Origin of the sequence: Luteolibacter rhizosphaerae, assembly GCF_025950095.1 — a bacterium.
GTDB lineage: Bacteria > Verrucomicrobiota > Verrucomicrobiia > Verrucomicrobiales > Akkermansiaceae > Haloferula > Haloferula rhizosphaerae.
In genome coordinates this window covers 197,568-222,883 of the sequence record NZ_JAPDDR010000010.1, presented here as the reverse complement: position 1 = coordinate 222,883, position 25,316 = coordinate 197,568, and the positions used below count along the sequence as shown (strand labels likewise).

The window sequence follows — 25,316 nt, the reverse complement described above, 5'->3', positions numbered from 1 at the left end:
CCATCAATATCGAGCCGCTGCCAGGTTCCGTCACGAAGCTCTTCGTAATACATGCAGTCCCGACCTCGATGGCCGACGCGCCATGTGCTTCCGTTGGAAGATTGCGCAGCAGACATCCGAGACGAGCTTGTCTCCGAAAAGGAACTATCAGGGCTGCAGCACCACACCTGCCTCTTCCAAGGCCAGCGCTGCGGCACCCACCATGCCGGCCTCGTTACCGAAGCGGGCGGGCAGGATCATCAGGTGCTCCTTGAAGGGGGCGGAGAGCTGCGCGTAGAGGTGCGCGGTGAGCGGGTTGAAGAGGATGTCCCCGGCCTTGGCCACGCCGCCGCCGATGATGATGGCCTGCGGATTGAGCAGCCAGCAGCAGTTCATGATCGCGGTGGCGAGCTTGGCCGCCACGCTGTCCCAGATGCCGAGGGCGATCTCATCTCCGAGCAGGGCTGCCTTGGCCAGCGCTGCGGGAGTGCATTCGGGGAGATGGCGTTCGATGCCCGCATCCAGATACACTTGGCGAGCATCGGCCGCGATCTCGTTGTTACCGACGTAATCTTCCAAGGCACCGAGATTGCCATAGGCTCCGCGGCGGCCTTGCCAGTCGATCGACATCTGCCCGATTTCACCTGCGCCGAATTGGGCCCCGCGCACCATCTTGCCATTCGCCACCACGCCGCCACCCACGCCGGTGCCGAGGGTGAGAGCCACGAGGTGGTTCAGGCCGCGGCCTGCGCCTCGCTTCCACTCGGCGTAGGCCATGCAGTTGGCGTCGTTCTCCACCACGACCGGCAGGCCGGTGGCGTCCGCCAGCTTCTTCTTGAGCGGGATGGCGACCCAGCCGGGCACGTTGGTCAGGTTGTGCACGATACCCTTCTCGAAATGGACGAAGCCGGGGACGCCCACGCCGATCGCCTCGATCCGCGGGTGTCGCTCTCGGAGATCCCCGATCACACGCAGCATGGCGTCGATCAAGGCGTCCGGCCCGTCGAAGTCCGGCGTGGAAACCGGAGGGGCTTGGTCGATGATGTTGCTCCGATAGAGAACGCCGAATTTGACGGAGGTTCCGCCGAAATCGACACCGATTGCGAGAGGGGTATCAGCCATGGCTTAGCGATTACTTTGTATCCACTTCAAACGGGCTTGGCACGTACTTTTATGCAAGATTCATCAAAGCTGCCAAACGGAGGCCTTCCAGAGTGAGGTCCGGATCGACGGCCCCGATCTCCGGAAGCCCACGTGCAATAAGGCCTGCATCGCCTCCGGTGGCCACAATGACAGGGTTTCCACCCATTTCGATCCGGAGCTTCGCGACAATTTCCCGGACCAGCCCGCGGTAGCCAAAGACCGCTCCGGCGCGCATCGCCTCCACGGTGGACTTCCCGATCGCCGAGGCAGGCTCTTCCAGCTCGATCTGGGGGAGAAGGGCGGTGCGCTTGCCGAGGTAGTCCTGCATCGCGCCGAGGCCGGGGGCAATCACGCCGCCACAATAGGCGGGACCGGCGGAAACCACATCGAAGGTCACCGCGGTGCCGAAATCGATCACGATGGCCGGCGCGCCGTGGCGTGCGGTCACGCCGATGGCATTGGCCAGCCGGTCGGCACCGATCTGTTCGGGATTCGGATAGTCGATCTCCAAGCCCATGGCGCTCTTCCATGTAAGCGGATGCACCGGCCCATGTTTCACCAAATGATCCCGTAGGATGCGGGCTTTCTCGGGAACCACCGAGCAGAGCAGGGTGCCTTCAAACTCCCATCCGGCGAATTTCGTCTCCAACACGGCGGCGGAGATCTCCGCAGTGGGGATCCAAGTGCGGGCCTCGAGCAGGCCGCCTGCATCACCCAGAGCGAACTTCGTGCGGGTATTGGAATTATCGACCAGGAGCCAAGCCATCGATCACCAGCGGGTGGAATTGAACACACGGAAAGCGCCGTCCGCCATGCGGGGCAAGGTGTCGCCGCTGCGGATCGACAGCTTGCCGTCGTTGATCTGGAGACTCAGCGGCCCCGCGAAATCCTTCTCCTCCAGCCAGAAGCGGAGGACGATCGTATCGATCGCGCGCTCGCTGCCTTCGCGATCCAGCTCGGCGATCGCATGCGTGCGGCCGTCTGCCGTGACGAGCTGGAGCGGCTTCATGAAGTCGATCTCCTCGCCCTCGTTCGATCTCAGAAAAATCCGCAGCCAATAGTTGGAGTGGCTGCGTTCCACCAGGCATCGGGTGACGTGATGGTCCGCCCCGCTGTCCGGGCTCCATTCATAGGGCCGGAGCCACTGCCACCCCGCAAAAAGCACCGACACTACCAGTGCCAAGAGGAGGAACTTCATGCGGCGCGTCACCGCCGCAGGCTGGAAAGGCGGGGGAAAATCATCAATCATTAATCCTTCAATCATCCATTGAAGTGCATTCCTTGGAGAATGCTTCGGCCGTGATTGACCCATCCCCGCTAAGAAAAACGGGCGGACCCGTGAAGGTCCGCCCGCTGGAGTGAGACGTTGTCGGGAATCTTTAGTGCTCGTAACCTGCTTCGCCGTGGTCGGCGAGGTCGAGGCCGGCGGTTTCGGTTTCAATATCCGGGCGGAGGCCGAGGATCGCCTTCACGATCAGGGCGATGACAGCGGTGGCCACCACGCTCCAGACGACGGTCAGGCCGACTGCCTTGAGCTGGTTCATGAGGAGGCCGGGCATGAGGTCCATGCCGCCAGCGTCCTTGGGACCGAGCACCGGGTGAACAGCCGGAGAGGCGAACACGCCAGTGAGGATTGCCCCCATGGTGCCACCGATGCCGTGAACACCGAAGGTGTCGAGAGCGTCATCGTAACCGAGGGCCTTCTTCAGGTAAGCGCAAGCCACGAAGCAGACCACACCGGCGAGGACACCCATGATGACGGCTGAGGTGGCGGTCACGAAGCCCGCGGCCGGCGTGATGACCACCAGGCCGGCGACGATACCGGAGCAGAAGCCGAGCACGCTGGGCTTGCCCTTCAGGATCCACTCGGCGAGTGCCCAGAAGAGACCGGCGGTGCCAGCGCAGAGGGTGGTTGTCACGAAGGCATTGGAAGCGATGCCGTCGGCACCGAGAGCGGAGCCGGCGTTGAAGCCATACCAGCCGACCCAGAGCATGCCGGTGCCGACCATGCAGAGCACCATGCTGTGCGGGCTCATCGGCTCCTTGCCCACGTTGTGGCGCTTGCCGAGGATGATGCAGAGCACCAGGGCGCTCCAGCCGGAGGTCATATGGACCACGGTGCCGCCGGCGAAGTCGATCGCCTTGATCGCGGCGTCTCCGTTAAGCGGACCGCACATGAGGCCGGTGGTGGACCAGACCATGTGGGCGAAGGGGAAGTAAACGGCGAACATCCAGATGAGGATGAAGACCATGATGGAGATGAACTTCATGCGCTCCGCGATGGCACCCACGATCAGAGCCGGGGTGATGATCGCGAAGGTGAGCTGGAACATGGCCCACATGCTGTCCGAGATCCAGACGAAGCCTGCTCCAACGTTGTTAGGCTCGACGCCCTTGAACATCGCGTAGGACATGTCGCCGATGAAGGCGTTACCGGCACCGAAGGCGAGCGAGTAACCGCAGAGCCACCAGAGCGGGGTGATCATGCACGCGCAGCCGAGGCACTGGGCCAGGACGGAGAGCACGTTCTTGCGGCGGACGAGACCACCGTAGAAGAGGGCGAGACCGGGCAGGGTCATGAAGAGCACCAGCGCGGTGCTGACCATCTGCCAAGCGTTGTGGCCGGGGCCGGGGCCCGCGACCAGCGATTCCGCACCGCTGGCCTTCTCCGGGCGCGGCACGTTGTTCATGTAGGCTTCGATGTCGGCCAGGCGTTCTTCCACGGTTGGCGTGGCGGCGGCCGGGGCCTCCGCCGCTGGTGCCTCCGCCGGGGGCGGGGCAGGGGTTTCCTCCTGCGCGCTGGCACTCGGGGCCAGTGGTAGGACCATCATTGTTGCGGCAGCAAACGCACAGGCGCCGCGTACCAATCGTGTTTTCAGGCTCATGTCGACTCGGTTTCGGATGGATTGTACAGCGGGGGTCCGAATAGGCCCTAACTGCTGGAAGCCCGAAAAAGCAGTCGGCGTGCCAAGGGCTATTTGTGGTGTTTCATCGTTTAGGTTCAGTTGGTTGCTGAAAATATTCGGTCCTTCGCGTCGTTTGAAGTGCAGACCACGACTAGGGGCTGGGTTGGAACTCCTGATGACTGCCCTCCAACCCTGATGGTTTGGGGCTGAACATGTGATCGTGTGGCGTTGTCGAAGACTTTTACGGCAGATGATCGGAGGGTCCGTGACCTTGGGATTGCTTTGGATTTGCTAATTTTTCCGGCTTTTCGGGCCACTCGTTTTCGTGGTAGGGCGTAGCCACATGAAGTTTCCTTTCGTGGCGGCGATGCTGGTGTTCTCGCTGGCCTGCTTTCACTGCACACAAGTGGAACCGCTGCCGGGGCATCGGGATGAAGTGGTAGGACTCCGCGGCGGTTCGCCCTTGGTTTCCGGGCAGACCCACGCCGTCTCCACGCCCTCCGGCGGAGGGACTGTCAATTTCTCGCGGCTGAACCTGAAGGTGGACATGGTCCCGCGCGGCACCCACGGCCGCAAGGTGGTGCGGCCGATGCGACCGCAGTATATCACGATTCACTCCACCCAGAATTACTCGGCGGATGCCGAGCGTCACTCGGTGGCGTTAAAGCGCGGTGCCCTGCGTTCCCCGAAGCGCAAGGGTGGCAACCGCATCGGCTATTTGATCTGGCACTACACGGTGGATGACCGCGTGGCGATCCAGCACATGCCGGTGACCGAGCAGGGCGAGCACGCGGACTTCGGCGGCCCGGGTAACCGTCTCTCGATCGGTATCGAGATGTGCGAGCATCGCGGCAGCAGCCGCTCCACCACCATCGAGCGCACGGCCATGCTCACGGCGAAGCTGATGCGCGAGAATGGCATCCCGCTGAGCCGCGTGGTGCCGCACTACCATTGGCCGCGGGCCGGCAAGAATCCGGCTAACAAGAACTGCCCGCACTTCCTGCTGGATAACGGCCGGCCGGGCAGCAAATGGCGCTGGTTCCTCAGTCGGGTGAATCACTACTACAAGCAGTCGCAGCCGACCTATGTCTCCCGCTGAGGATGGGGGCCCGAGTCGCGAGCCTTCCCATGGCAGCCCGGGCAACCGCGATACCTTTTTGGATCCGGATCACTTCTACGTCTGCCAGCGCTGCACCGCCTGCTGCAAGTGGCCGGGGGACGTGAGGATCGAGGAAGATGAGATCGCGTCTATATCCGCCTCCTTGGGGATGTCGGAGCAAGACTTCATCGCCACCTACACGCGGCTCCGCACGAACCGCAACGGCCTCTCGCTGATCGAGAAGGAGAATCACGAGTGCATCATGCTCGTGGATGGCGGCTGCCGTATCCATCCGGTGAAGCCGGAACAGTGCCGGGGCTTCCCGAACAAGTGGAGCTTTCCCGGCTGGCGACAGGTATGCGAGGCCAAGCCGATCCCGATGGCGGAAGCGCGGGCGAGAGGGCTGGTGCGCTGAGCGGGCAAAAGAAAACCCGGGCCGCGGGTTGCGGACCGGGTTTTCGGAAATTGTCCAAGCGGATCAGCCGCGGCGGCGGCGCAGCAAGGCGATCAGACCGATCGAGCCGAGCAGGGCGGCAGCGGGTTCGGGAACCGCGTTGATCTGGATATTGTCGATGCGGTTGTTGCCCGCATTGCTGGTTGCGCCGGTTAGGGTTAGCCGGAAAAAAACAGTGGCTTGGTTCTCGATCTCCGAGATGGCGGAGAGGTCGAAGCTTTGCACCGCGAACGAGGTCGCCGGGTTGTAGGCGGTCCCGAAGTCCGTGAAGGTGGTGCCGTCCGTTGACCAGGCAAGTTGGTTCAAGTTGAAGCCGGTGCTGGTGCGCTGGGTCGCGAAGCTCAAGATTATGTCTTCGAAGGAAGTCAGGTTGACCTCGATGGTCACGGTCGCGCCGTTGTTCTCGACCGGCGTGGTCGTTTCCAAGGCACCGCCTTGGATGGTGAGCGCTTGTCCGTTGGCGTCACCGGCGATTGCGTTGACTGCGGTTCCCGCGAAGGAGTTGATGCCCCGGTTGCCACCGGCTTGGTCCGAAGCCGTGACCCCTACTGTCAGAGTGCCCGCACCGCTTGAAGCCGAGTAGGTAGTTCCGTTATTGGTTGCTGTGGTCAGGGTGTTGAAGTTCCAGCCCGCAACCACGGCGGCCTGTGATTCGGCGGCCAAGCAGGCCACGCCGATAGCAAGGAAAGAGCAGAGTAGTTTCATCGGGGAGTGCAGGGACAAAGGGGGTGAGATCGGGACGCGAGTCCCGAAAACTAATGTTCATTAAAGCAGTGCTGATGCCACGGCGGAAGGAAAAACCGTGCTTTGTGACGAAAGTGTTGATCCCCGCAGGCACGAAAAAGGCCCTCTGCCGGACGGCAGAGGGCCTCATGCAATTGAATGTAAACGTTGGCGTCGGATCAGGTCGCCTGCTCGCCGCGGGCCATCACGACCTTGCCGGTACGGACGGTCTCGATGATCTCGAACTGGGAGAACATGCCTACTGCGGCATCCACCTTCGGGCTGTCACCGGTGATCATGACGATCATGGAAACCGGGGTGAGGTCCACGGTCTTGCCGCCGAAGTGTTCGGTGATCTGGAGCGCCTGCGAGCGGTCTGCCGGGGAGCACTTGATCTTGATGAGGATCATCTCCTTGGTCACGGAGTCCGCGGAGGTGTGCTCGAAGCAGTGGATGACATCGATCAGCTTGGAGACCTGCTTGATGATCTGGTCGAGACCCTGCGGGTCGCCGCTGATGCCGATGGTCATGCGCGAGAAGTTCGCGTTACGCCCTTCGGAAACGACGAGCGAGTCGATGTTGAAACCGCGGCGTGAGAACACCTGGCAGATGCGCATGAGCACGCCGGGCTCGTTGTTCACGAGGATGGACAGCGTGTGAACCGCTCCACGGCGCGGGATGAAACCGGTGCCGGGTTCTTCGGTGGTAACGATGGTCTGAGACATTTCGAGATGGTGGATGGAAGATGGTAGATAGTCGGTGAAGGCTTGGGGACGGGAGGCAGCGGTGATGGCTGCCATCCCGATCCGCGTTCAGCCATATCACGTGGAGCCCACGGGCTTCTCCATCTTGGTCTTCGGTGGCTCGGTGATCATGTCCTCGAGAGCGGCACCGGCCGGGATCATCGGGAACACGTTGTCGGTCTTCACGCACTCGGCGTGGATGAGGATCGGGCCGTCGTTGTAGGCCAACGCTTTCTCAAGCTGCTTGGTCACGTCCGCCGGGCGCTTGATGAAGACGCTCGGGATGCCGTAGGCCGCGGCGAGCTTGCAGAAGTCGGGGTTGCCCACGAGGTCCACACCGCTCTCGCGGTTTTCGAAGAAGAGCTCCTGCCACTGGCGCACCATGCCGAGGTAGTGGTTGTTCAGCACCACGATCTTGATCGGCAGCTTGTGGATGGCTGCGGTGGAGAGTTCGAACAGGGTCATCTGGAAGCCGCCGTCGCCGGAGATGGAGATGACGGTCTTCTTCGGGTGGGCAAGCTGCGCGCCGATGGCGGCCGGGAAGCCGAAGCCCATGGTGCCGGCGCCGCCGGAGGACAGCCAGTGGAAGCTCTCGCTGTTCTTGTAGAACTGCGCGGCCCACATCTGGTGCTGGCCCACGTCGGTGGAGACGATCGCCTTACCTTCGGTCAGCTCATAGAGCTCGTCGATCACCTGCTGCATGCGCAGGCCGCCCTGCTTCTTGTAGTTCAGCGGGTATTTCTTCTTGTAGCCGTCCAGCTTGGCCAGCCACTCGGAGGTTTCGAGCTTGCCGACCTTCTCGTTGATCTCTGCCAGAGCCGCTTTCGCGTCGCCGACGATCATCACGTCGGGCTGGATCATCTTGTTTGCCTCGGCCGGATCGATGTCGATGTGGATGATCTTCGCGTCCTTACAGAACTTAGCGGGATTGCCGATGATGCGGTCGTCGAAGCGGGAGCCGATGTTGATCAGCAGGTCGCACTCGATCATCGCCTTGTTCGCGTAGGCGGTGCCGTGCATGCCCAGCATCCCGAGCGAGAGCGGGTGGGTCTCCGGGAACACGCCCTTGCCGAGCAGGGTAGAGGTCACCGGGGCACCGAGCGTTTCTGCGAAGTGGCGAAGCTCCTTGTCGGCGCGGGCGATCATGGCGCCCTGACCGGCGAGGATCACCGGGCGCTTGGCCTTGGCGATCAGCGCGGCGGCTTCCTTCACCTTGTCGCGGTCGATCTTGAAGGCACCGCTCGGATCGTAGCCGGGCAGGTTGAAAGGCGGGTTCATCGGGCCGGTGAAGGCACCGGAGGACACGTCCTTCGGGATATCGATCAGCACCGGGCCGGGGCGGCCGGTGGTGGCGATGTGGTAGGCCTCGCGGGCGATGCGGGGCAGGGAGTTGGTGTCCTTCACCAGATAGTTGTGCTTCACCACCGGCATCGTGATGCCGAAGATGTCAGCCTCCTGGAAGGCGTCCTTGCCGAGCATCCAAGTGACGGTCTGGCCGGAGAGCACGATCATGGGCACGGAGTCCATCATCGCGGTCATCAGGCCGGTCACCGTGTTGCCGGCGCCCGGGCCGGAGGTCACGAGCACCGCGGCGGGCTTGCCGGTGGCGCGGGCATAGCCATCGGCCATGTGGACAGCGCCTTGCTCATGGCGGACGAGGATGAACTTCATCTTCGTCTTGACCGTCTCAAGCGCGTCGAAGATGGGAATCGCCGCTCCGCCGGAGTAGCCGAAAATGTACTCGATACCGAGGTCATCGAGCGTTTTGATCAGGGCTTGTGCGCCGTCGAGTTTCTCTTTGCTCATGGCAAAATCGGGGTTGGGGGAGGGAAGATGGGGTGGTTGTGTCTCTTGAGCAATGCGAAAATGTGAAGTTTTTCGTCAAATTTGCAAATCCCTGCCGAGCGTTTGACCGAAAATTGCCATTCTTAAGGTAAAATCGGCATGGTGGCTCCCCGGTCTCTCTGAAAACCGAGCTATCAATTGCTCAAGGTGTCTCGGCGTAGTTTTGGTCCACGATCTTCAGCCGTGCCTTCTCGCGTTCCAAGCGGTCCAGCTTGGTCGTGTCGCTGTCCAGAACCCGGGCCATCTTGAAGAAGAGGTCGGTTTGGTCCCAGGTCCCGGTGAAGAGGCTCGCACCCGGGCCTTCTGCGGAGAGCGGAACGGGTGTGCCGGTATGGTCGTGGGTGCGGAATCCCAGCGAGAGGCGGTAGCGGTTGTCGTTGCGGGGGTAGCCGCTCGCGGGATCGGCTGGGTAGTCCGGGAATCCCCAGACAGCGCCGGTGACCAAGCCGGTGAAACCCGACCCGGAGCGCAGGTTCTCCAAGGCCTCGGGCACGGTGGTGTCGACCATGCCCAAGACTTGCATGGTCTGGTTGTGATCCGCCGTGGCGATGAGCAGGGTCTTCCGTTTCTTTTCCTCCCGGGCGTAGCTGCGGCCCACGCCAATGGCGCGATCCAATTCGATCACGTCCCAGATGGTGCCGGCGGCGTGGTTGCCGTGGGACTGCTTGTCGATCATGCCGCCCTCCACCATCAGGATGAAAGGCCGCTCGTCCTTGGAGAGCGTGGCGATCGCCTTGGCAGTCATCTCTTCCAGAAAGGGCTGGTTCGGGAAGGCCGGATGGAAGGTGGAGAACTCGCCGGGAGGGCGCGTGTAGCCGAGCTTGTCGTAGGCCACGGTCATGGCGGAGGAACTGAAGAGGCCCAGCAAGAGCTCCGGGGGCTCGTTCAAGGCGTTCAGTTCGCCGCGGTCCTTCACCTGCGTGTAGCCCCGGGTCACGAGTTCGTCGATCAGGTTCCGGGTGTCGCCGCTCGTCTCGATGGTCCGCATGTCGAAGTGGTCCTTGCCGCCGCCGAGGATCACGTCGAAGGCCGGGCCCGGCATGAAAGTTCCGTCCACGAATTGTCTGGCGATCACCTTGTGCAGGGTGCGGTAGCCCACGTAGGCGCCTTCCGCTGCCGGAGTGGCATCGGTCACCTCGGTCGTGGTGACAATCCCGGTGCGGTAGCCATGGAGACGCTTGAGATAGCTCCAGAGTGTCTCGAAGCGCGGGTTGTCGAGGAAGGCGGCCTCGGTGCTGCGCCAGTCGTTGTTGTCGGGGAAGACGTTGAGGGCGCCGTTGGTGGTCTTGTTGCCGGATGCCCAGGCGCTGGCCGTGTTCGCGGAATCCGGCACCACCGCATTGTGCGCGTGGGTGAGCACCGTGCCGGTGTAGGGCATGCGGTCCATCTGCAGCAGTTCATCGAAGAAGCCGCCGCGCATGCCGCCGCCGGTGCTGCCCGCCACGAGGCGTCCGGCATCGCGATAGGATTCGCCCATCGCATCGCCGATGAAGAGGATCAGGTTCTTCTTACCCGGCGGACGGGCTTTGAAGCGCTGCACCCCGATCCGGCGCGAGTCCCGGCTGGTGCCGGTGGAATCGCTAACTTCGGCCATCACGGTCTTGATTCCTTCGGTGGCGAAGCTCTTCGCGCGGAAGGTCCAGGCACGGTCGAGGCTGGCGGGCAGATGATCGTTGTCGCTGCTGACTTCATCCGGCGGACCGAAGGCAGCGGTGATGTCGCGGCCCTTCTCGTCGCGAAGTATGAGTGTCGCCTCGGTGTCGGCAAGATCGGTGGCCTCCACCCGCAGGTCGAAGAACTGCCGGGTGAGAAGACGGCAGCGCTCGGGTAGGGCGATGTGGACGCGCGGCGCGGCAAAGAGCGGTGCCGCGGTCGCGAGGAGGCAGGCAAAAGCGAGGGGCCGTTGCATGGGTGGGTTTTGGTGGCGGGAGGCGCGGAGCCCTTTTCAGGATTCCACCGCCTTCCGCCAGCATGCGCCGACCCACCAAGGGGACAACGATAATCTTGGCGCCTTATACCGGGATCACTTGTCCACGATCCGGAGAATCGGGCCGCCGTGATCGACGATGTAAACGTTCCCCGCGGAATCCTCGCCGAAGGAGGAGATCATCCCCATGCGGCCTTTCTCCGGGGTGAACTCGTCGGTGTGGTCCTTGAAGGAAGTCGCCTTGCCGCCCTTGAGGATGAAGGACCAGACGCGGCGGTTGTTATAGTCGCCGAAGATGTAGCGGCCCTCGAGTTCCTTCACGGGGCCGCGGTAGACGTAGCCGCCGGTGACGGAGAGGCCTTCGTCGCCCTTGGTGCCGTGCTCGTAGACATACACCGGCTCCACGTTATTCTCCGGCTTGTCCCCGGCGATGCCCTTGTTAGGGTTCGGCTTGTCGGCTTCGCGCAGACGCCAGCCGAAGTTCGAGCCCGCGCCCTTGCCCTTGGGCAGGTAGTTGATCTCCTCCCACTTGTTCTGTCCGACATCGCCGATCCAGAAGTCGCCGGTCTTGCTATCGAAGGAACAGCGCCAAGGATTCCGCACCCCGAGCGCCCAGATCTCCGGCTTCACGCCGGACTTACCGACGAAGGGATTGTCCTTCGGCACCTCGTAGCCGGAGGCCGGGGAGACATCGAGGCGCAGGATCTTGCCGAGGTAGGTATCCATGGCTTGGGCGCGCTGCTTCGGGTCATCCCCGCTGCCACCGTCGCCATTGCCCACGTAGAGCATCTTGTCCGGGCCGAAGGCGATCCAGCCGCCGTTGTGGTTGTCGAAGTCCTGCTTGAAGGACAGCAGGATCTCCTGGCTCTCGCGGTCGGCCTTGTTGTAGTCCGGGCCCGCCGCCTTGAAGCGGGAGATGCGGGTGTTCTGCTGCTTGTCCACGAAGTTCACGTAGAAGAGGCCGGACTTCTCGAAATCCGGGGCGAAGGCCAAGCCGAGCAGGCCCTCCTCATTGCCACGGCGGCGGACCTGATCCGCGATGTCGAGGAAAGGCTCTTTCTGCTTCTCGCCGCTCTTGGCATCGATCACCCAGATCCGGCCGTCCTGCTCGATCACCCATAGGCGGTCCTTCACATGGGAAGGGGCACCGACCCAGACCGGGCGGTTGAATCCTTCGGCGACGATCTCCGTGCCCGGCTTGGCGGTGGCGGGGAGAATCGTGGAGAGAATGGCAGCGGCGAGGAGCGTGTGGCGCATGGTGTGGGAATCTAGCGAAGCGGATACCGGACGCAATGCGGTAGAACTTTCGCATTCCCGCGCCGGTGACTTAGATTCCGGTCCGCTCGCCCGTGGTCTTCCACACCGGCCCCTCGGGATCGAAGGGCGGTGCGTTATCGCCCGGGAGCTTCGTCGGGACGCTCGGTGCGGTGCGGAAGAGGGGCAGGACGGGCGAGCCTTGAGGCGTCTTCCGATAGGTCGTTCCGACTTCTTCGATCAGGAGTGCGGCGGCGAAGAGTCCTCCCTGGCTCTCCCCGATGAGGATCTCCACGGGATACTTCTGTCCCGCCACGACCTCAAACTCCCTGCCCGCCGCCATGCCGCCGAGGTTGCCGTTCCAATCCACCGTGCTTGCATACTGATAGAGCGTGACAGGGTCGGGCGGCGGAGGGGGATCGGAGGCGATCTCGGGCTGCTTCTGGCCAAACCTCGGTGGGCGGATAGGCGCGAAGGGCTTGGTGCCTTGGAAGTAGCCGTGGTCGAAGACATTCGCGCCATTGAAGCGGACTACCAACACGTCGTCCCCAGCACCCACGAAGCGGAACTTGCCGGACTTCGGCGCGATGATCGTGCCGCGGTAGAGCACGATCCAGCAGGGCTTCTCGTCCGGCACCTGTCCGAAGGCCGCCGGAGCACGGCGCGCTTTTCCGGCAGGGAGGTAGAGCTTCTCCAGATAGAGCGTCCGCGGTGCCTGGAGGTAGGGTTTGAGCTGGGAGCGATCCCAGCCGCCGGAAACGAAGCGGTGCACCAGCTTGTGAAACTCCGGGTAATGCATCACGCGGAAGGCACCTGTCGCGGTGCTATTCATGTCGAAGAAGGTTCCCTCCAAGGCGCTTTCCGGTGCTTCGAGCATGCCGAAGGGATTCATCCCGCCACCCCCGAGGCTGGAACCGATCCCGGAGCCAGACCCTATGCCCTTGCCTTGGCCGGAGCCCTTTCCACCTCCGGCACCGCTACCACCGAGTCCGCCGCTGAGACTCCCTGAATTGAAGGCGAGCGGTTGCGGTGCTTGAAGGGCAGGGAAATTTTCCGGAAGGGTCGTAAGGCTGGCCGTATCCCGCGCTGCCACCCGGCCGAGTTCATGGAGTGTCCTGCCCTGGACTTTCTTCGCCGAGGGTTTGAGGTCCGGCGTGCCACCTCCGCCGCTCTTCGGCAGGAAGGGGAACTCCGTAGGTCCAAGGCCGGGAATGGCCACGCCCGTGATCCAGAAATAGGCGATCACCAGCAGGATCAGGTGAAGGGCGAGGGAGAGCGAAAGCGACAGGCCTCCCGGCTTTCTCCACAGAAAGCCCAAGCGGCTTCTCCAGCGGCGATGGGGGCGCGACATCGATCCTGATGCGGGAATCGGGATCAGATAACTGAATCGATCGCCCCTTCATAGGCGAAAGTTGGGATGGCCTGTCAGCGCCGGCGTTCCGGGAAGCTGTGGTCCCAGACGGTCGCAGCCTGCAGGATCTCCTCGGTCTTGCGGGTCGGGCTGAGTTCCCAGATGATCGGGCAGCCTTCGGGGAAGAAGGGGAGCAGCTCCTTGTAATCGAGAGTGCCGGTGAAGGGCGTGCGATGATCCCGCTCCGGCCACTGCACATCGTGGAGGTGGCCGCCGATGATGTAGGGGGAGATCCGCCGCAGCCACTCGGGGTGGTCTAACAGGCCGAGGTTATGCTTGAGCTGCACGTGGCCGAAGTCGTGCCAGTAGCCGACCCAGGGATTGTCCGCGAAGTGCTCCTGCAGACGCACCATCTCGCGCTCGTTCGGCATGTCCTCGTAGCGCGAGCGGGACTCCACCGCGAGTTTCACGCCATATTCAGCTGCCTTCTCCGCGATCTGTTCGAGCGCCTCGATCGCACGCTGATAGTAGAGCGGGGCGATCTTCTCCCGCTTCTTCACGAAGGCGATCTTCTCCGCGGCATACTCCGGGCCGTTGCGGCCTTGCTCGGCGACGATGGCGGTGAGCCGCTTGGTCCACTTGCGGGTGTTCAGCGGCACCGAGCCCATGTGCAGCACCACGTAGTGCGCCTTGAACTCTGCGGCGAGTTCGAGGGTCTTGAGGGTCATCTCCATCGCCCGCTGGCGATCGAAGGGCCGGTGCGAGGTGTATTCGTAAGCGTCCGGCGCATCGATCATCACCTCCACCGGGGAGGGAAAGTAGTTGTGCACGCCGGAGCAGGTGAACTTGCCCGCGGCATAGGCCTTCCGGATCCCCGGGATCTTGGCCACGGTCATGCCGTGGGAGAGTTCGATATTCCGGAAACCCATCGCTACGATCTCGTCGATCATCGCCTCGCCGTCGTGGTGACGGGAGTTGTTCCAACAGGTCGAGAAGGCTAGCACGTTGCGAAGGTGTCCAGGTTGGGAGGCCGGTTCACTCGGTCTTCACCTTCTCGATTTCCTCGGCGATGCCCTTGGCTTGGTCGGCGTGGCCTGCCTTCACGTAGGCCTGCTGGAGGCGGGTGAGGATCTCGATGTCGTTGGTGTGCTTGCCCTGACCTTCGATCAGGATGTCCACGGCGGCCTTCGCATCGCCCTTGGCCAAATAGTATTCGCCGAGGCGAGCTTCCATCGGGAGCAGGACGGTGGGCGGCATCATCATGGAAGCCGGGGTCTGGCGATCCAGAGCGGCGCGATACCAGTTGAAGGCGGAGCCGATGCCATCCTTCGGACCGGCCATGGCCATCAGGCCGCGCAGCTCGCTGGCGGAAATCTCCAGTGCCTTGAAGGCGCGGATCCATGCCGAGCGCTCGCCCGCGGCGGCGGCGGCATCGCGGTTCTCCGCCATCTTTTCGCCATGCAGCGTGAGGGCGGAAGCGATCTCCTGAGCTTCCTGCAGGTTCTTCTGCTCCACGCGCTTGCGGGATTCGAGCAGGAAGGCGAGGCCTTGATAGAACCAAGAGCAGTGGGTGCGCTTCTCCTTTTCGTAGGCCTTCTGCTTCTCCGGCTTCGGCAGGGCCTCGATGGCCTTGTCGGTATCGCCGGGCAGGTTGCGGCGCATGAGCAGCCGGGTGGCCAGGGTGCGGCCTTCCCAGAGCAGGAGCTGAGCTCCCTCGCGGCGGGCTTCCGATGGCGGCACCTCAATGGCGGCTACGGTCTTGGCCACGGCGAGGGCGCTATTGTAGTCGCCCTTCGAGGCCAAGGCGGCGGCGCGGTAGCACTCCGCCTTTACCCAGCCGGGGCAGTCGCTGTGGGACACGCCGGAGGCCTTCATCCACTGGCTGTAGGCCTCGCCGGATTGGCGGAAGGCCTCGATCCCTTGGGCGATATTCCCGGTGCGCACCTCATAGTGGCCGAGGAGATGGAGGAAAGGAGCATAGCCGGGAGCTACCTCGCAGAGGCGACGGGCCCGGGCCAGATCCCCGCGCAGGTCCGGGGCTTCCGCCCGGATCGTGAGGAAAGCATTCAGGAAGAGCGGGTTGTCCGGATCCTTCGTGAGCATCTCATCCAGCAGCGTCTCCGAGCGCTCCTGATCGGGGGTCGGGCTGCCGGTGTCATCGTAGCCGCCGCGTCCGAAGGCGGCCTGCATCAGCTTGAGCTGGGGATCGTTCGGGAACTTCTCGGAAACCTTGCGGAAGGCATCCGAGCAGGCGGCGGGGCCGTTATTGAAGAAAACCCCCACGGCGTAGGCATAACTCCGCTCCAACTCGGTGCCAGCCTCCTGCTCGACCAGTTCGACCATCCGCTTCAGGGCGGCGGTGCGGATCGGGACCAGTTCCGGTTCCGGGTCGATCAGGGCGATCACGACGCCCCAGTGGGCCATCAGGCACTCGGAGTCGAGCTTCAGAGCGGCTACGAAATGGCGGTAGGCCTCGAAGTCCCAGCCGCCGTGGAGATTCGAGATACCATCCAGCACGTGCTTCTGCGCCTTCGCATCGGTGGCGGTGATCGCCATGGTGAGGCCCTTCGGAATCGGCACCGGGCCGGGCTCCGGCAGCGCTTTCACGCGGGCGGAGATCAGGGCATCGACGCCGGGAATCGTGGATTCTTCCGCTGCTGTCGCGAGGCCGAGGGAGGCGAGGAGCGCCACGAAGTATCTCATGCGCCGAACGATGTCGCTCCGCACCGCCGCCTCAAGGCAAATCCCACGGGGCGGGGGATTCGTATCGGGGACGGAATTTGGGATTTCAGGCGGCGGGGCGGGCGCGATAGCCTGCCGCGACATGAAACTCGGCGTAATCGGTTGCGGGAAGATGGGCAGCGCCCTGGTGGAGGGAGCCATTCGTTCGGGCGCTCTCCAAGCGGAGCAGGTGACGGGATGCGATCCCCACCCGGACGCGGCCAAGGCCTTCGCCGCCGCCACCGGAGCCCATGTTGTCGATACCATCGGCGCGATGGAGGCGGACACCTATTTGCTCTGCACCAAGCCCCAGCATGCGGAGGCTGCGCTGGGCTGGCTGCCGGCGAAGGAAAGCCGCCTGATCTCGGTGGCAGCGGGGCTCACCACCGCTTGGATCGAGGCACGGGTGCCCGCGGGGGTGCGGGTGGTGCGCTGCATGCCGAATACCCCGGCCTTGGTCGGGAAGGGGGCGGCGGCTTTCTGTCTGGGCAAGGCCGCGAACTCGACCGATGCAGAGGCCGCACGCCTGCTGCTAGGCTCCGTGGGGCTGGCGGTCGAGCTGCCGGAATCCCTCATGGACGCGGTGACCGGGCTCTCCGGCAGTGGTCCCGCCTTCGTCTACATCATGATCGAGGCAATGGCGGACGGCGGGGTGCGCGCCGGCCTGCCGCGGGCGGAGGCACTGAAACTGGCGGCCCAGACGGTTCTGGGGGCGGCGGCCATGGTGCTGGAGACGGGCATTCACCCCGGTGCGCTCAAGGACATGGTGGCCTCTCCCGGGGGCACGACCATCGCCGGATTGGCGGAATTGGAGCGCCATGGGATGCGCTCCGCCTTCATCGAGGCGGTGCATGTTGCAGCCCGCCGTTCCGCCGAACTCGGGGGTGCCTGATGCCTGCCGCGTGGATTTGACTTTCCGCGGGCTTCCCGGCCTTCCTATTTTCCCCGCATGCGATTTCCTCGCCTCGTTCTTCCCGCCATGGCGGTGATTCTGGCTTCCTGTGGAGATGATGCCGATCTCCCGCCGCTGGTAGGCCGCTCCGCTCCTAACAACGAGCGTGCTGAAGCGATGTTCAGCCAAGCCCAGTCCGCCGAGCGCGACGGCAAGCGCTCCAAGGCGATCAAGCTCTACGACACGATCGGCGACGAGATGCCGGTCTCCACCCGCGCCCCGGAAGCCCGCTTCCGCCAGGGCGAGCTGCTGGAGCAGGAAGGCGACGTGCGCAAGGCCTTCGACGCCTATCAGGAATTCATCTCCCGCTATAACAACAGCAACCTCTACGAGAAGGCGCTCAGCCGCCAGGCGGCGATGGCGCAGTCCGCGGCGGATGGTCACGTGAAGACCAGCTTCCTAGGCCTGAAAGCCTCGATCTCGAACGAGAAGATCGCCGAGATGCTGGGCAAGGTGCGCTCGAACGCCCCGCGTTCCTCCACCGCGGCCAAGGCCCAATTCACCATCGGCGAAGTGTGGGAAAGCCAAGGCAACTCCTCGGGCTCCGCCAAGGCGATCGCCGCCTACCGCGAACTGGTGATCGAGTATCCCGACAGCAAGGAAGCGCCAGAAGGCCAGTTCCGCATCGGCAAGATCCTGCTGGATGAAGCCCGCCGCGGCAACCAGGACCAAGCGAACCTCGACCGTGCCCGCGAGTCCCTGCAGGACTACGTGCGCCAATATCCCGGTCACCACCGCGTGGGTGAGGCCCGCAAGCTGATGTCGAACATCGGCGGCCAGGACATCCAGCGTTCCTACGAGATCGCCGAGTTCTACGAGCGCAAGGGCGACCACGGATCGGCCCGCTTCTACTACGAGGAAGTGGTGAACAAGGCGAAGTCCGGCGCGCTCCATGACAAGGCCAAGGCCCGTCTCGCCGCCCTCGGCAACTGATCCCCACCGCAGCACTCCATGCGACTCGCCTACCTTCTGCCCATCGCCGCGCTCGCTGCGACTTCCTGCACCGGTTACCAGCTCGGCGGCGCGAAGCCCACCGCGTTGCGCGAGGTGAAGAACATCTGCGTGCCGATGTTCCGCAACGATACCCTGCACCCTCGTGCGGAGGCGCTCGCGACCAGCTCCACCACCGATGCGATCGTGCTCGACGGCACCTACCGCATCACCAACCGCGACAAGGCGGATGCCGTGCTCGAGGGCACGGTGCACACGATCGACTACATGGCGATCCGCTCCACGCGGCTCGACACGCTCCGCCCGGAGGAACTCCAGAATACGGTCACGCTGACCTGGAAGCTCGTCGATGTCACCGACTCGAAGAAGGTGCTGGCTTCCGGTCTCTCCACCGGTAGCAGCCGTTTCTTCGTGGATTCGAATCTCCAGACCTCGCGCAACAACGCGCTGCCGGATGCGCTGCAACGCGCCAGCGACAGCCTTGTCTCGCGGATCGCGAACGGCTTCTGAGCGCAACGTAATGTCTGAAGACCGCGCCGCGGGCCGATTCGTGCTGGTGCCGACCCCGATCGGTAACATGGGGGATATCACGCTCCGCGCCATCGAGGTGCTGAAAGAGGCGAGCCGCATCGCCTGCGAGGACACGCGCCACTCCGCGCCGCTGCTCTCGCGGCTGGGAATCACCGGCAAGCCGCTGGTCTCGCTGCACGACCACAACGAAGTACGACGTCTGCCGGAGTTGTTAGACGCGGCACGGGCGGGCGAGACCATCGCGGTGGTGACGGATGCGGGCATGCCGGCGGTCTCCGATCCGGGCTACCGGGTGGTGCAGGCCTGCATCGAGCAGGGCATCCCCTTCGAGGTGCTGCCCGGGCCATCGGCGGTGCTCACGGCTTTGGTCGGCTCGGGCTTCCCCGTTCATGCCTTCCGCTTTCTTGGCTTCCTGCCGATCAAGAAGGGCCGCCGTCTCTCGGTGATGGAAGAGTCGCTGGAGATCGAGGGCACGAGCATCTTCTTCGAGTCGCCCCACCGCATGCTCGGTACCTTGGAGTTGCTCGCGGAGAAGCACCCCGCAGCGCGCTGCTGCGTGGCGCGGGAGCTGACGAAGAAGTTCGAAACCTACCACCGCGGCACGGCGGCGGAATTGGCCGCGTATTTCAAGCAGCACGCCCCGAAGGGAGAAATCGTCTTCCTGATCACGGGGGATGAAGCCAAGAAACGGCGGGAGGAAGAGGACTAGAGTTTAAGGTATCCTAGTTATATCTTCTTTAATTTGATCGACTTGTGGCACTTCGGGTGCTTTGTTCCCCGCGCTTTTTCCGGGGGGGACGAATGCAGCCGACAACCGAGATCACGGAGGTTCACCGAGCGCGCAGGCTTCTTTGCGCGCTGCTGCCGTGCCTTGCTTGGGCCGATGCGGCGATGGGGTTGGACTACGAGGTGAGTTCCCAGGCCGCGTTCACCGCGCTGAATGCGGCGGACTTCGCGCCGGGCGACCGGATCCTGCTGGCGGGGGGCATGAGCTTCTCCGGGAAGCTGGTGCTAGGGCCGGAAGACTCCGGCACGGATGAGCAGGGGAATCTGATCGCGCCGGTGGTGATCACCAGCAGCGGGAGCGGGCGGGCTACGATCAACGCGGGCGATCAAGGTGCGATCGTGGCCTACAACTGCGGCGGCATCGAGATCAGCCGCCTCAGTGTCCAGGGCTCGGGAGTGACGGCAGAGGGCACTTCCACGAATTCGGGCAGCGGGATCACCGTGTATGCGGACCTGCCGGGCGATCTGAAGTTCCAGCACATCCGTATCGATGAAGTGGAGGTAAGCGGCTTCGGCGACCGGGGAGTGGTGGTGGGTGGCTACAACGGAAACACCGGCTATCGCGATGTGCTCATCTCAGGGGTGAATGCTCACCACAACCGGCACTGCGGGATCGAGACCTTCGCTTATCCGGGTTCGACCCAAGCGCTCGTCGATGTCGTCGTAAGGAACTGCATTGCCAGCGATCAGACCGGCGATCCGGAGAGCAGCGGGAACACGGGCAGCGGCATCGCCCTCGGCGGCGTGAGCGGGGGGCTGATCGAGCGCTGCACGGCGCATCACAACGGGGCGCTGAATCCGCATGACGAAGGTCCGGTCGGGATCTGGGCCTACAGCTCGACGGGAGTGGTCATCCAGCATAATGTCTCCCATTCTAACAGCACCTCGAATGGCGACGGCGGGGGCTTCGACCTCGACATCCAGACCTCCAATTCGGTGCTGCAGTACAACTACAGCCATCACAATGCCGGTGCCGGATACCTGGCCTATGGCAAGACCGGCGCGAATCTGAACAGCGGGAACATCATCCGCTACAACGTGTCCGAAAACGACGGGCGGGATCCGGGGGCCTACTCGGCCTCGGGCATCTGCGTCGCCGGGAATGTCGATGACCTGGCAGTCTTCGGGAATACCGTCTTCTTCGCCGCGGCTTCCGGCACCACCACGATCCCCGCGATCAAGGTGCTGGATACCGGATCGGATCCGGATGACTGCATCGTCTCTAACAACATCTTCCACACCACGGGAGGTGCCCGTCTGGTGGAGTGCGATACCGATGGGAGCATCGTCTTCGCGGGGAATAACTACTGGTCCGGGGGGACGAACTTCGTGATCCGGGATGATGGCAGCAACTACAGCTCGCTGTCCTCCTGGCGGAGCGCGAAGAATCAGGAAAGGCTCAGCGGCAGCCCGACGGGATTGAGCCAGAACCCGCGCTTCCAAGGGACGCCGGGATCGGTGCCGAGTGCGGATGACGAACCCGCGGAACGCTTGAAGGCGCTGCGCTTGAGGGCGGACTCGCCCTTGATCGACCGTGGCTTGGATGTGAAGGCGCGCTTTACTCTGGAGCCGGGGCCTCAGGACTTTTTCGGCGGGGCGCTGAGGCAGGGGAGCGGGCATGAGATCGGAGCGCACGAGTGGGCGCTGGCGGCACCGGTGATCACGGCGCTATCCGTGCAGCCGGATGCTTCCGCAGTGACCCTGCGCTACCGCTCGGAGATCGGGCTGAGCTTCCGGGTGCGGCGCTCGGCCAATCTCGCGGGGGATCCGGCCACGACTTGGGAGGATCTGGGGACCACGGCGCTGGGGACCGGGGAGGAGATGAGCTTCACCGACCAGCCTCCTGCGGGCGGGCGGCATTTTTATGTGCTGGTAAGGGAGTAGCCGGCACCGCTTTCCGCAAAGTCACGCGGCGTGCTTGCGCTGGCAGGCGGCAGCGTGGAGCATGTTGGCATGAATCGCCGGTCTTTCCTGCTTTCGTCCGCCGCCAGCTCGCTCGCCCTCGCTCCGTCCTCCAGCCTGCTGGCTGCACTGGCGAAGGACAATGCCTACCGGGCGAATATCGGGATCCAGCTCTACACGCTGCGGGACGCGCTTTCCAAGGATGCCGCGGGCACGCTGAAGAAAGTGGCGGAAGCCGGCTACAAGCAGGTGGAGCTCTACGGCTTCCCGAATTGCCAGCCGCTGATCGATGGCGCGAAGGCCGCGGGGCTGGCGATCAACTCCGCTCACTTTGAGTGGGACAGCGTGATCAACCCGAAGGACGAGGCGATGAGCGACTTCAAGAAGATCGTGGCCCGTGCGAAGGAGCTCGGCATTGGCAATCTGGTAATCCCTTACCTGCAGGATAACGTCCGCAAGACGCTGGCCGACTACAAGAAGATCGCGGCGAACGCGAACAAGGCCGCGGCGATTGCGAAGAAGGAAGGCATCCAGCTCTCCTATCACAATCACGCCTTCGAGTTCGAGCCGAAGGAAGGCGGCAAGACCGGCTACGATGTCTTCATCGAGGAGTTCTCCGCGGACATGCAGTTCGAAATCGACGTGTTCTGGGTAAAGGTGGCCGCGAAGGATCCTGCCGAGCTCATCACCAAGCTCTCCGGTCGGGTCTCGCAGCTGCACCTGAAGGATCTCAAGAAGGACACGAAGGTGCCGGAGTTCGGCAACCTGCCGGCGGATGCCTTCAAGGAACTCGGCAACGGCATGATCCCGATGGAGCCGATCATTGAGGCGGCTTCCAAGGCAGGGGTGAAGCACTGCCACGTCGAGCAGGATCAGTCGCCGGATGCGCTCGCGAGCATCAAGCAGAGCATCGATTATCTGGCGAAGCTCTAAGCGAGGTCCGCCTACAGCTCCGAGCCCGCTTCCGCGTCGAGGTAGAAGGTCGCGTCGGCGTGCTCCTGCAGGAAGGAGGCGCTGACTTGGTCCGTCACGGGGCCGGTGAGAGCTTCGCGGACGATGGTGGCCTTGGCCTTGCCCCAGGCGAGCAGGGCGATCTTGCGCGCTTCGAGGATGGTGCCGCAGCCCATCGAGATGGCGTGCTCCGGCACTTGGTCCAAGCCACCGAAGGCCGGTGCCGCGTCCTGACGGGTGATGGGGTCGAGCTCCACCTTGCGGGTGCGGCTGTCCCGCGGCGATCCCGGTTCGTTGAAGCCGATGTGTCCCGTGCGCCCGATGCCGAGCAACTGGAAGTCGATCCCGCCTGCGTTCCGGATGGCCGCCTCGTAGGCCGCGCAGTGGGCTGAGAGATCCTCCGGGGACACCGTGCCGTCCGGGATGTGGATGTTCTCCGCCGGGATGTCCACGTGATCGAAGAGCTCGCGGCTCATGAAGGCGCGATAGCTCTCCGGATGCTCGCCGGCCAGACCGAGATACTCGTCGAGATTGAAGGTGATGACTTGGGCAAAGGACAGCTCTCCCTGCTCATGCAGGCGGATGAGTTCCGCGTAGAAGGGCAGGGGAGTGCGACCGGTTGCGAGGCCGAGCACGGCGCTGCGGCCGCTGTCGTTGATGGCGCGTACTAGCGCCGCCACTTCAAGCGCCAGCGTGCGGCTGGCCTCGGTGCGATCGGCGAAAACCCGGACCGGGAGAGAGTCAGTCATGTGGCGACAGTCGGGCAAATGCACGCCCGTCCGTCAAAAGATAAAACGCAGAAAGCGCAGGAAACTAACGAAAAAGAGGTATCGTGTCACTGGCCGTTTTGGCCGATCGACTTCTCCAGCTCCAGATCCGGCGGGGCACCGCGGTCCATCGCATTGCGATAGCTCTCCGCCGCCTGCTTCTTCTTGCCCTGCTTCGCGTAGAGGTGGGCGAGGTTCAGGTGCGACCAATACATCGCATCGTCGTAGGTGACGGCTGACTTCAGTTCCTCCTCGGCCTCGGCGTCCTTGCCCACGTTCATCAGCAGGTTGCCGAGCAGCAAACGTCCTTCCGCGTTGGTCGGCGCGAGCTTCACGCCTTCCTGATAGGCCTTGAGCGCTTCATCCAGATCGCCCGTCTGCATCAGCGAGTAGCCGAGCATGCGGTGGGCGTAGGGGTTGGAAGTATCGAGCTCGGTCGCGCGGCGGAAGGTATCGGCGGCCAGCGCCGGATCCTGCAGGCGGAGCTGCACCACACCCAGCTTGCAGCGCGTGTCGGTATCGCCCGGGTTGCTCTCCAGCACCATCTCGAAGAGCTCGCGGCTCGATTCGAAGCGCTGGTTTATGAAAGCGCGGCGGGCGGCATCCGTGTAGGGCATGTTCTGCTGCTCCAGGCGGGCGACGTTCGCATCCACCTCGCTCTTCGGGCGGGTCACGGGCGAGATGAATTCACCATCCACCTTGCGGCCGCCGATCAGATTCATCTCTTCCGGCGTGAGCACTAGCTCCTCCTCGGTGAGCTGCTTGAGGGCTTCATCCAGCTTCTCGTCTTTCTGCGCCTTGTCGCGGGCCACTTCCATCAGCATGGCGGCGCGATCGCGGTTCGCCTTCTGGATGCGGATCTGCTTCTGGATAATCCCGCGCAGCATCTCCACCTCGGCGGGGTCGCCACCGCTTTCGGCAAGCTGCTGGTCCTCGCCGCGGAGGCGGGCCTCCATGTCGAGCATGCGCTTGTCCTGGGAGATCTTCTCGCGTTTCAGGTCGTTGATGTTCTGCTTAGCGATCGCGAGGTCGCGGGTGGCTTCGATCAGCGCGTCCTGGTTGGCGTTGTTGTCCTGGTTGACCCGATCAAGCTTCTCCCCGGCTTCGCGGAGCTGCTTGCCGAGCGCCATGTTCTGGTCGATCAGCGTCTGGATCTGGCTGCCCTCGTTCAGCTTGAGCAGGGCGGACATCTGATCGCGCTCACGCATCAGGTTGTCGCGCTCGGCGCGGAGTGCCTGGAAGTCCTCTCGCACCTTGCCGAGCTGGTTTTCCAGCGAGGCGATCTTCTGGTTGGCCCCGGCGAGCTTGTCGTTCGCGGTGCGGAGCTGCTCCTGAAATTCACGCAGCTGCTTCTGCTGGCCGGCGATCACGTCGTTCTGGACCTTGCGCTCGGCTTCGAGATTGCGCTGCAAGTCGGCGGTCTGCTGCAGTAGGCGCGCGCGTTCGGCCTGGAGTGCGGCCACCTGTTCCTTCGCCGTGCGGGTTTCGTCCTGGCTGCGGCCGAGGGCTTGGGCCGTGGCGGCGCGGTCGCGCTCCAGCGATTGGATCTTGTTGTGCAGCGCCTGCATCTCCTCCTGCATCGGCGCCGTGGCGAACTTCGCCCGCAGGCGGTTCAGTTCGTCGTTCGCCTGCTTGAGCTGCGATTGGGCGATATCGCGCTGCTTGCCCATGTCGCGGGCGCGGTCGGCATCGCGGCTGGACGAGTCCTTGGCCGGGTCCGGCTTCTGGGCGAGTTGCTTCTGCAGCTCCTGCACGTGCTTCTCCAGTTCGGCGATGCGGCTGGTCTCGAAAGTCTCCACCTTCTGGGCCGGGGGAACCGGCGCGGCGGGCATCCCGCCATTGAGCGGCTTGGGCGGCTCACCGGTGATCACGCCGCCTTCCAGCATGGCCATGTCGCGGCGCTTCTCGTCCTCCTCCTTGATCGCGAGCGGGGCGACCTTGTCGATCGTCTCCTGGGTCTGGGCGCGGCGGCCGCCGACCATCTCGCGTCTCCACATGGGGAAGTAGGTGGCCACGCTATCGAAGAGTTCGCGCGAGCGCTGGAGCTTTTCCAGAGCTTCGGAATACTTCTTCTCCGCCTGCAGCTTCTCGGCATCGCGGGACAGCAGCCAGCCTTGGAAATAGACATCCGCCGGATCGAAATTCGCCGGAGCATCCGTCTTGCGGAGCGGTGCGAGCGGGATCTCCCGCTCTTGCGCCAGCGCGTCGGCGGGCCCGAAGACCACGCCACAGGCACAAGCAAGCAGGCACGCGCGGCCGGTGAAGCGGATCGGGCTCCGGGTCATAGGGGGCGCAAGCTAGGAAACCCCGGCCCGCGCCGCAAGGGGAAAT

General features: G+C 63.8%; 22 protein-coding genes. 8 read left to right on the top strand and 14 right to left on the bottom strand.

Features of this window, described 5'->3' with window-relative positions; genetic code table 11:
- Window positions 1–147: 147 nt before the first annotated feature.
- The 4 genes from OJ996_RS19370 to OJ996_RS19355 all read right to left on the bottom strand — a co-directional run bounded on the left by OJ996_RS19370 (window position 148) and on the right by OJ996_RS19355 (window position 3,953).
- The gene (locus tag OJ996_RS19370; protein ID WP_264515312.1) at window positions 148–1,101 is read right to left on the bottom strand and encodes an ROK family protein; all 954 of its coding nucleotides are present in this window, start codon (window positions 1,099–1,101) and stop codon (window positions 148–150) included.
- Window positions 1,102–1,150: 49 nt separating this feature from the next.
- Window positions 1,151–1,888 carry a type III pantothenate kinase gene (locus OJ996_RS19365; protein ID WP_264515311.1) on the bottom strand — a complete coding sequence of 246 codons (738 nt, stop codon included), beginning with the start codon at window positions 1,886–1,888 and terminating at the stop codon, window positions 1,151–1,153.
- A 3-nt stretch (window positions 1,889–1,891) separates the two neighbouring features.
- Window positions 1,892–2,320 carry a hypothetical protein gene (locus tag OJ996_RS19360; RefSeq protein ID WP_264515310.1) on the bottom strand — a complete coding sequence of 143 codons (429 nt, stop codon included), beginning with the start codon at window positions 2,318–2,320 and terminating at the stop codon, window positions 1,892–1,894.
- Window positions 2,321–2,501: 181 nt separating this feature from the next.
- Window positions 2,502–3,953, bottom strand: a complete 1,452-nt coding sequence (locus tag OJ996_RS19355; RefSeq protein ID WP_264515309.1) for an ammonium transporter — start codon at window positions 3,951–3,953, stop codon at window positions 2,502–2,504.
- A 418-nt stretch (window positions 3,954–4,371) separates the two neighbouring features.
- On the opposite strand from OJ996_RS19355, the gene OJ996_RS19350 reads away from it, so the two are divergent.
- Both OJ996_RS19350 and OJ996_RS19345 read left to right on the top strand, forming a co-directional pair.
- A complete protein-coding gene (locus OJ996_RS19350; protein WP_264515308.1) occupies window positions 4,372–5,127 on the top strand; it encodes a peptidoglycan recognition protein family protein in 756 nt (251 codons plus the stop codon).
- Window positions 5,114–5,542: a YkgJ family cysteine cluster protein gene (locus tag OJ996_RS19345; RefSeq protein WP_264515307.1), complete on the top strand. Its 429-nt coding sequence runs from the start codon at window positions 5,114–5,116 to the stop codon at window positions 5,540–5,542. Before OJ996_RS19350 ends, OJ996_RS19345 begins: the two co-directional genes overlap by 14 nt.
- Window positions 5,543–5,605: 63 nt before the next feature.
- Here OJ996_RS19345 and OJ996_RS19340 read toward each other — a convergent pair whose 3' ends face one another.
- The 8 genes from OJ996_RS19340 to OJ996_RS19305 form a co-directional block, all read right to left on the bottom strand.
- Window positions 5,606–6,286, bottom strand: coding sequence for a PEP-CTERM sorting domain-containing protein (locus tag OJ996_RS19340; protein ID WP_264515306.1), 681 nt, complete (start codon window positions 6,284–6,286; stop codon window positions 5,606–5,608).
- A gap of 197 nt (window positions 6,287–6,483) precedes the next feature.
- Complete coding sequence (ilvN, locus tag OJ996_RS19335) at window positions 6,484–7,104, bottom strand: acetolactate synthase small subunit (protein WP_264515305.1); 621 nt, start codon at window positions 7,102–7,104, stop codon at window positions 6,484–6,486.
- Between the two features lie 21 nt (window positions 7,105–7,125).
- Window positions 7,126–8,853, bottom strand: coding sequence for a biosynthetic-type acetolactate synthase large subunit (ilvB, locus tag OJ996_RS19330; protein ID WP_264515304.1), 1,728 nt, complete (start codon window positions 8,851–8,853; stop codon window positions 7,126–7,128).
- Between the two features lie 181 nt (window positions 8,854–9,034).
- On the bottom strand, window positions 9,035–10,801 hold the full coding sequence (locus tag OJ996_RS19325; protein ID WP_264515303.1) for an alkaline phosphatase: 1,767 nt from the start codon (window positions 10,799–10,801) through the stop codon (window positions 9,035–9,037).
- Window positions 10,802–10,915: 114 nt separating this feature from the next.
- The gene (locus OJ996_RS19320; protein WP_264515302.1) at window positions 10,916–12,076 is read right to left on the bottom strand and encodes a PQQ-dependent sugar dehydrogenase; all 1,161 of its coding nucleotides are present in this window, start codon (window positions 12,074–12,076) and stop codon (window positions 10,916–10,918) included.
- A 70-nt stretch (window positions 12,077–12,146) separates the two neighbouring features.
- Window positions 12,147–13,424, bottom strand: coding sequence for a hypothetical protein (locus OJ996_RS19315; RefSeq protein WP_264515301.1), 1,278 nt, complete (start codon window positions 13,422–13,424; stop codon window positions 12,147–12,149).
- Between the two features lie 74 nt (window positions 13,425–13,498).
- A complete protein-coding gene (locus OJ996_RS19310; protein WP_264515300.1) occupies window positions 13,499–14,428 on the bottom strand; it encodes a sugar phosphate isomerase/epimerase family protein in 930 nt (309 codons plus the stop codon).
- Window positions 14,429–14,459: 31 nt separating this feature from the next.
- Entirely contained in the window at window positions 14,460–16,127 is a 1,668-nt protein-coding gene (locus OJ996_RS19305) for a tetratricopeptide repeat protein (protein ID WP_264515299.1), read from the bottom strand.
- Between the two features lie 121 nt (window positions 16,128–16,248).
- Here OJ996_RS19305 and proC point away from each other — a divergent pair, with 121 nt between their 5' ends.
- From proC to OJ996_RS19275, 6 genes are all read left to right on the top strand, one after another.
- Entirely contained in the window at window positions 16,249–17,037 is a 789-nt protein-coding gene (gene proC, locus OJ996_RS19300) for a pyrroline-5-carboxylate reductase (protein ID WP_264515298.1), read from the top strand.
- Between the two features lie 57 nt (window positions 17,038–17,094).
- On the top strand, window positions 17,095–18,030 hold the full coding sequence (locus OJ996_RS19295) for a tetratricopeptide repeat protein (RefSeq protein WP_264515297.1): 936 nt from the start codon (window positions 17,095–17,097) through the stop codon (window positions 18,028–18,030).
- A gap of 18 nt (window positions 18,031–18,048) precedes the next feature.
- Window positions 18,049–18,558, top strand: coding sequence for an LPS assembly lipoprotein LptE (gene lptE, locus OJ996_RS19290; RefSeq protein ID WP_264515296.1), 510 nt, complete (start codon window positions 18,049–18,051; stop codon window positions 18,556–18,558).
- A 10-nt stretch (window positions 18,559–18,568) separates the two neighbouring features.
- On the top strand, window positions 18,569–19,288 hold the full coding sequence (gene rsmI, locus OJ996_RS19285) for a 16S rRNA (cytidine(1402)-2'-O)-methyltransferase (RefSeq protein ID WP_264515295.1): 720 nt from the start codon (window positions 18,569–18,571) through the stop codon (window positions 19,286–19,288).
- 92 nt (window positions 19,289–19,380) lie between these two features.
- Window positions 19,381–21,249, top strand: a complete 1,869-nt coding sequence (locus OJ996_RS19280) for a right-handed parallel beta-helix repeat-containing protein (protein WP_264515293.1) — start codon at window positions 19,381–19,383, stop codon at window positions 21,247–21,249.
- 69 nt (window positions 21,250–21,318) lie between these two features.
- Window positions 21,319–22,200 (top strand): sugar phosphate isomerase/epimerase family protein, encoded by an 882-nt coding sequence (locus OJ996_RS19275; RefSeq protein WP_264515292.1) that lies wholly within the window; start codon window positions 21,319–21,321, stop codon window positions 22,198–22,200.
- 11 nt (window positions 22,201–22,211) lie between these two features.
- Here the strand turns inward: OJ996_RS19275 and nagB are convergent, their stop codons facing one another.
- Both nagB and OJ996_RS19265 read right to left on the bottom strand, forming a co-directional pair.
- Window positions 22,212–22,967, bottom strand: coding sequence for a glucosamine-6-phosphate deaminase (gene nagB, locus OJ996_RS19270; protein ID WP_264515291.1), 756 nt, complete (start codon window positions 22,965–22,967; stop codon window positions 22,212–22,214).
- Between the two features lie 86 nt (window positions 22,968–23,053).
- Window positions 23,054–25,270: a tetratricopeptide repeat protein gene (locus OJ996_RS19265; protein ID WP_264515290.1), complete on the bottom strand. Its 2,217-nt coding sequence runs from the start codon at window positions 25,268–25,270 to the stop codon at window positions 23,054–23,056.
- Window positions 25,271–25,316: the final 46 nt, after the last annotated feature.

Coding starts and splice junctions, on each gene's coding strand:
- OJ996_RS19370 (WP_264515312.1), bottom strand. CDS start 1,101: ATGGCTGATACCCCTCTCGCAATCGGTGTCGATTTCGGCGGAACCTCC.
- OJ996_RS19365 (WP_264515311.1), bottom strand. CDS start 1,888: ATGGCTTGGCTCCTGGTCGATAATTCCAATACCCGCACGAAGTTCGCT.
- OJ996_RS19360 (WP_264515310.1), bottom strand. CDS start 2,320: ATGAAGTTCCTCCTCTTGGCACTGGTAGTGTCGGTGCTTTTTGCGGGG.
- OJ996_RS19355 (WP_264515309.1), bottom strand. CDS start 3,953: ATGATGGTCCTACCACTGGCCCCGAGTGCCAGCGCGCAGGAGGAAACC.
- OJ996_RS19350 (WP_264515308.1), top strand. CDS start 4,372: ATGAAGTTTCCTTTCGTGGCGGCGATGCTGGTGTTCTCGCTGGCCTGC.
- OJ996_RS19345 (WP_264515307.1), top strand. CDS start 5,114: ATGTCTCCCGCTGAGGATGGGGGCCCGAGTCGCGAGCCTTCCCATGGC.
- OJ996_RS19340 (WP_264515306.1), bottom strand. CDS start 6,286: ATGAAACTACTCTGCTCTTTCCTTGCTATCGGCGTGGCCTGCTTGGCC.
- ilvN (WP_264515305.1), bottom strand. CDS start 7,104: ATGGCAGCCATCACCGCTGCCTCCCGTCCCCAAGCCTTCACCGACTAT.
- ilvB (WP_264515304.1), bottom strand. CDS start 8,853: ATGAGCAAAGAGAAACTCGACGGCGCACAAGCCCTGATCAAAACGCTC.
- OJ996_RS19325 (WP_264515303.1), bottom strand. CDS start 10,801: ATGCAACGGCCCCTCGCTTTTGCCTGCCTCCTCGCGACCGCGGCACCG.
- OJ996_RS19320 (WP_264515302.1), bottom strand. CDS start 12,076: ATGCGCCACACGCTCCTCGCCGCTGCCATTCTCTCCACGATTCTCCCC.
- OJ996_RS19315 (WP_264515301.1), bottom strand. CDS start 13,424: ATGTCGCGCCCCCATCGCCGCTGGAGAAGCCGCTTGGGCTTTCTGTGG.
- OJ996_RS19305 (WP_264515299.1), bottom strand. CDS start 16,127: ATGAGATACTTCGTGGCGCTCCTCGCCTCCCTCGGCCTCGCGACAGCA.
- proC (WP_264515298.1), top strand. CDS start 16,249: ATGAAACTCGGCGTAATCGGTTGCGGGAAGATGGGCAGCGCCCTGGTG.
- OJ996_RS19295 (WP_264515297.1), top strand. CDS start 17,095: ATGCGATTTCCTCGCCTCGTTCTTCCCGCCATGGCGGTGATTCTGGCT.
- lptE (WP_264515296.1), top strand. CDS start 18,049: ATGCGACTCGCCTACCTTCTGCCCATCGCCGCGCTCGCTGCGACTTCC.
- rsmI (WP_264515295.1), top strand. CDS start 18,569: ATGTCTGAAGACCGCGCCGCGGGCCGATTCGTGCTGGTGCCGACCCCG.
- OJ996_RS19280 (WP_264515293.1), top strand. CDS start 19,381: ATGCAGCCGACAACCGAGATCACGGAGGTTCACCGAGCGCGCAGGCTT.
- OJ996_RS19275 (WP_264515292.1), top strand. CDS start 21,319: ATGAATCGCCGGTCTTTCCTGCTTTCGTCCGCCGCCAGCTCGCTCGCC.
- nagB (WP_264515291.1), bottom strand. CDS start 22,967: ATGACTGACTCTCTCCCGGTCCGGGTTTTCGCCGATCGCACCGAGGCC.
- OJ996_RS19265 (WP_264515290.1), bottom strand. CDS start 25,270: ATGACCCGGAGCCCGATCCGCTTCACCGGCCGCGCGTGCCTGCTTGCT.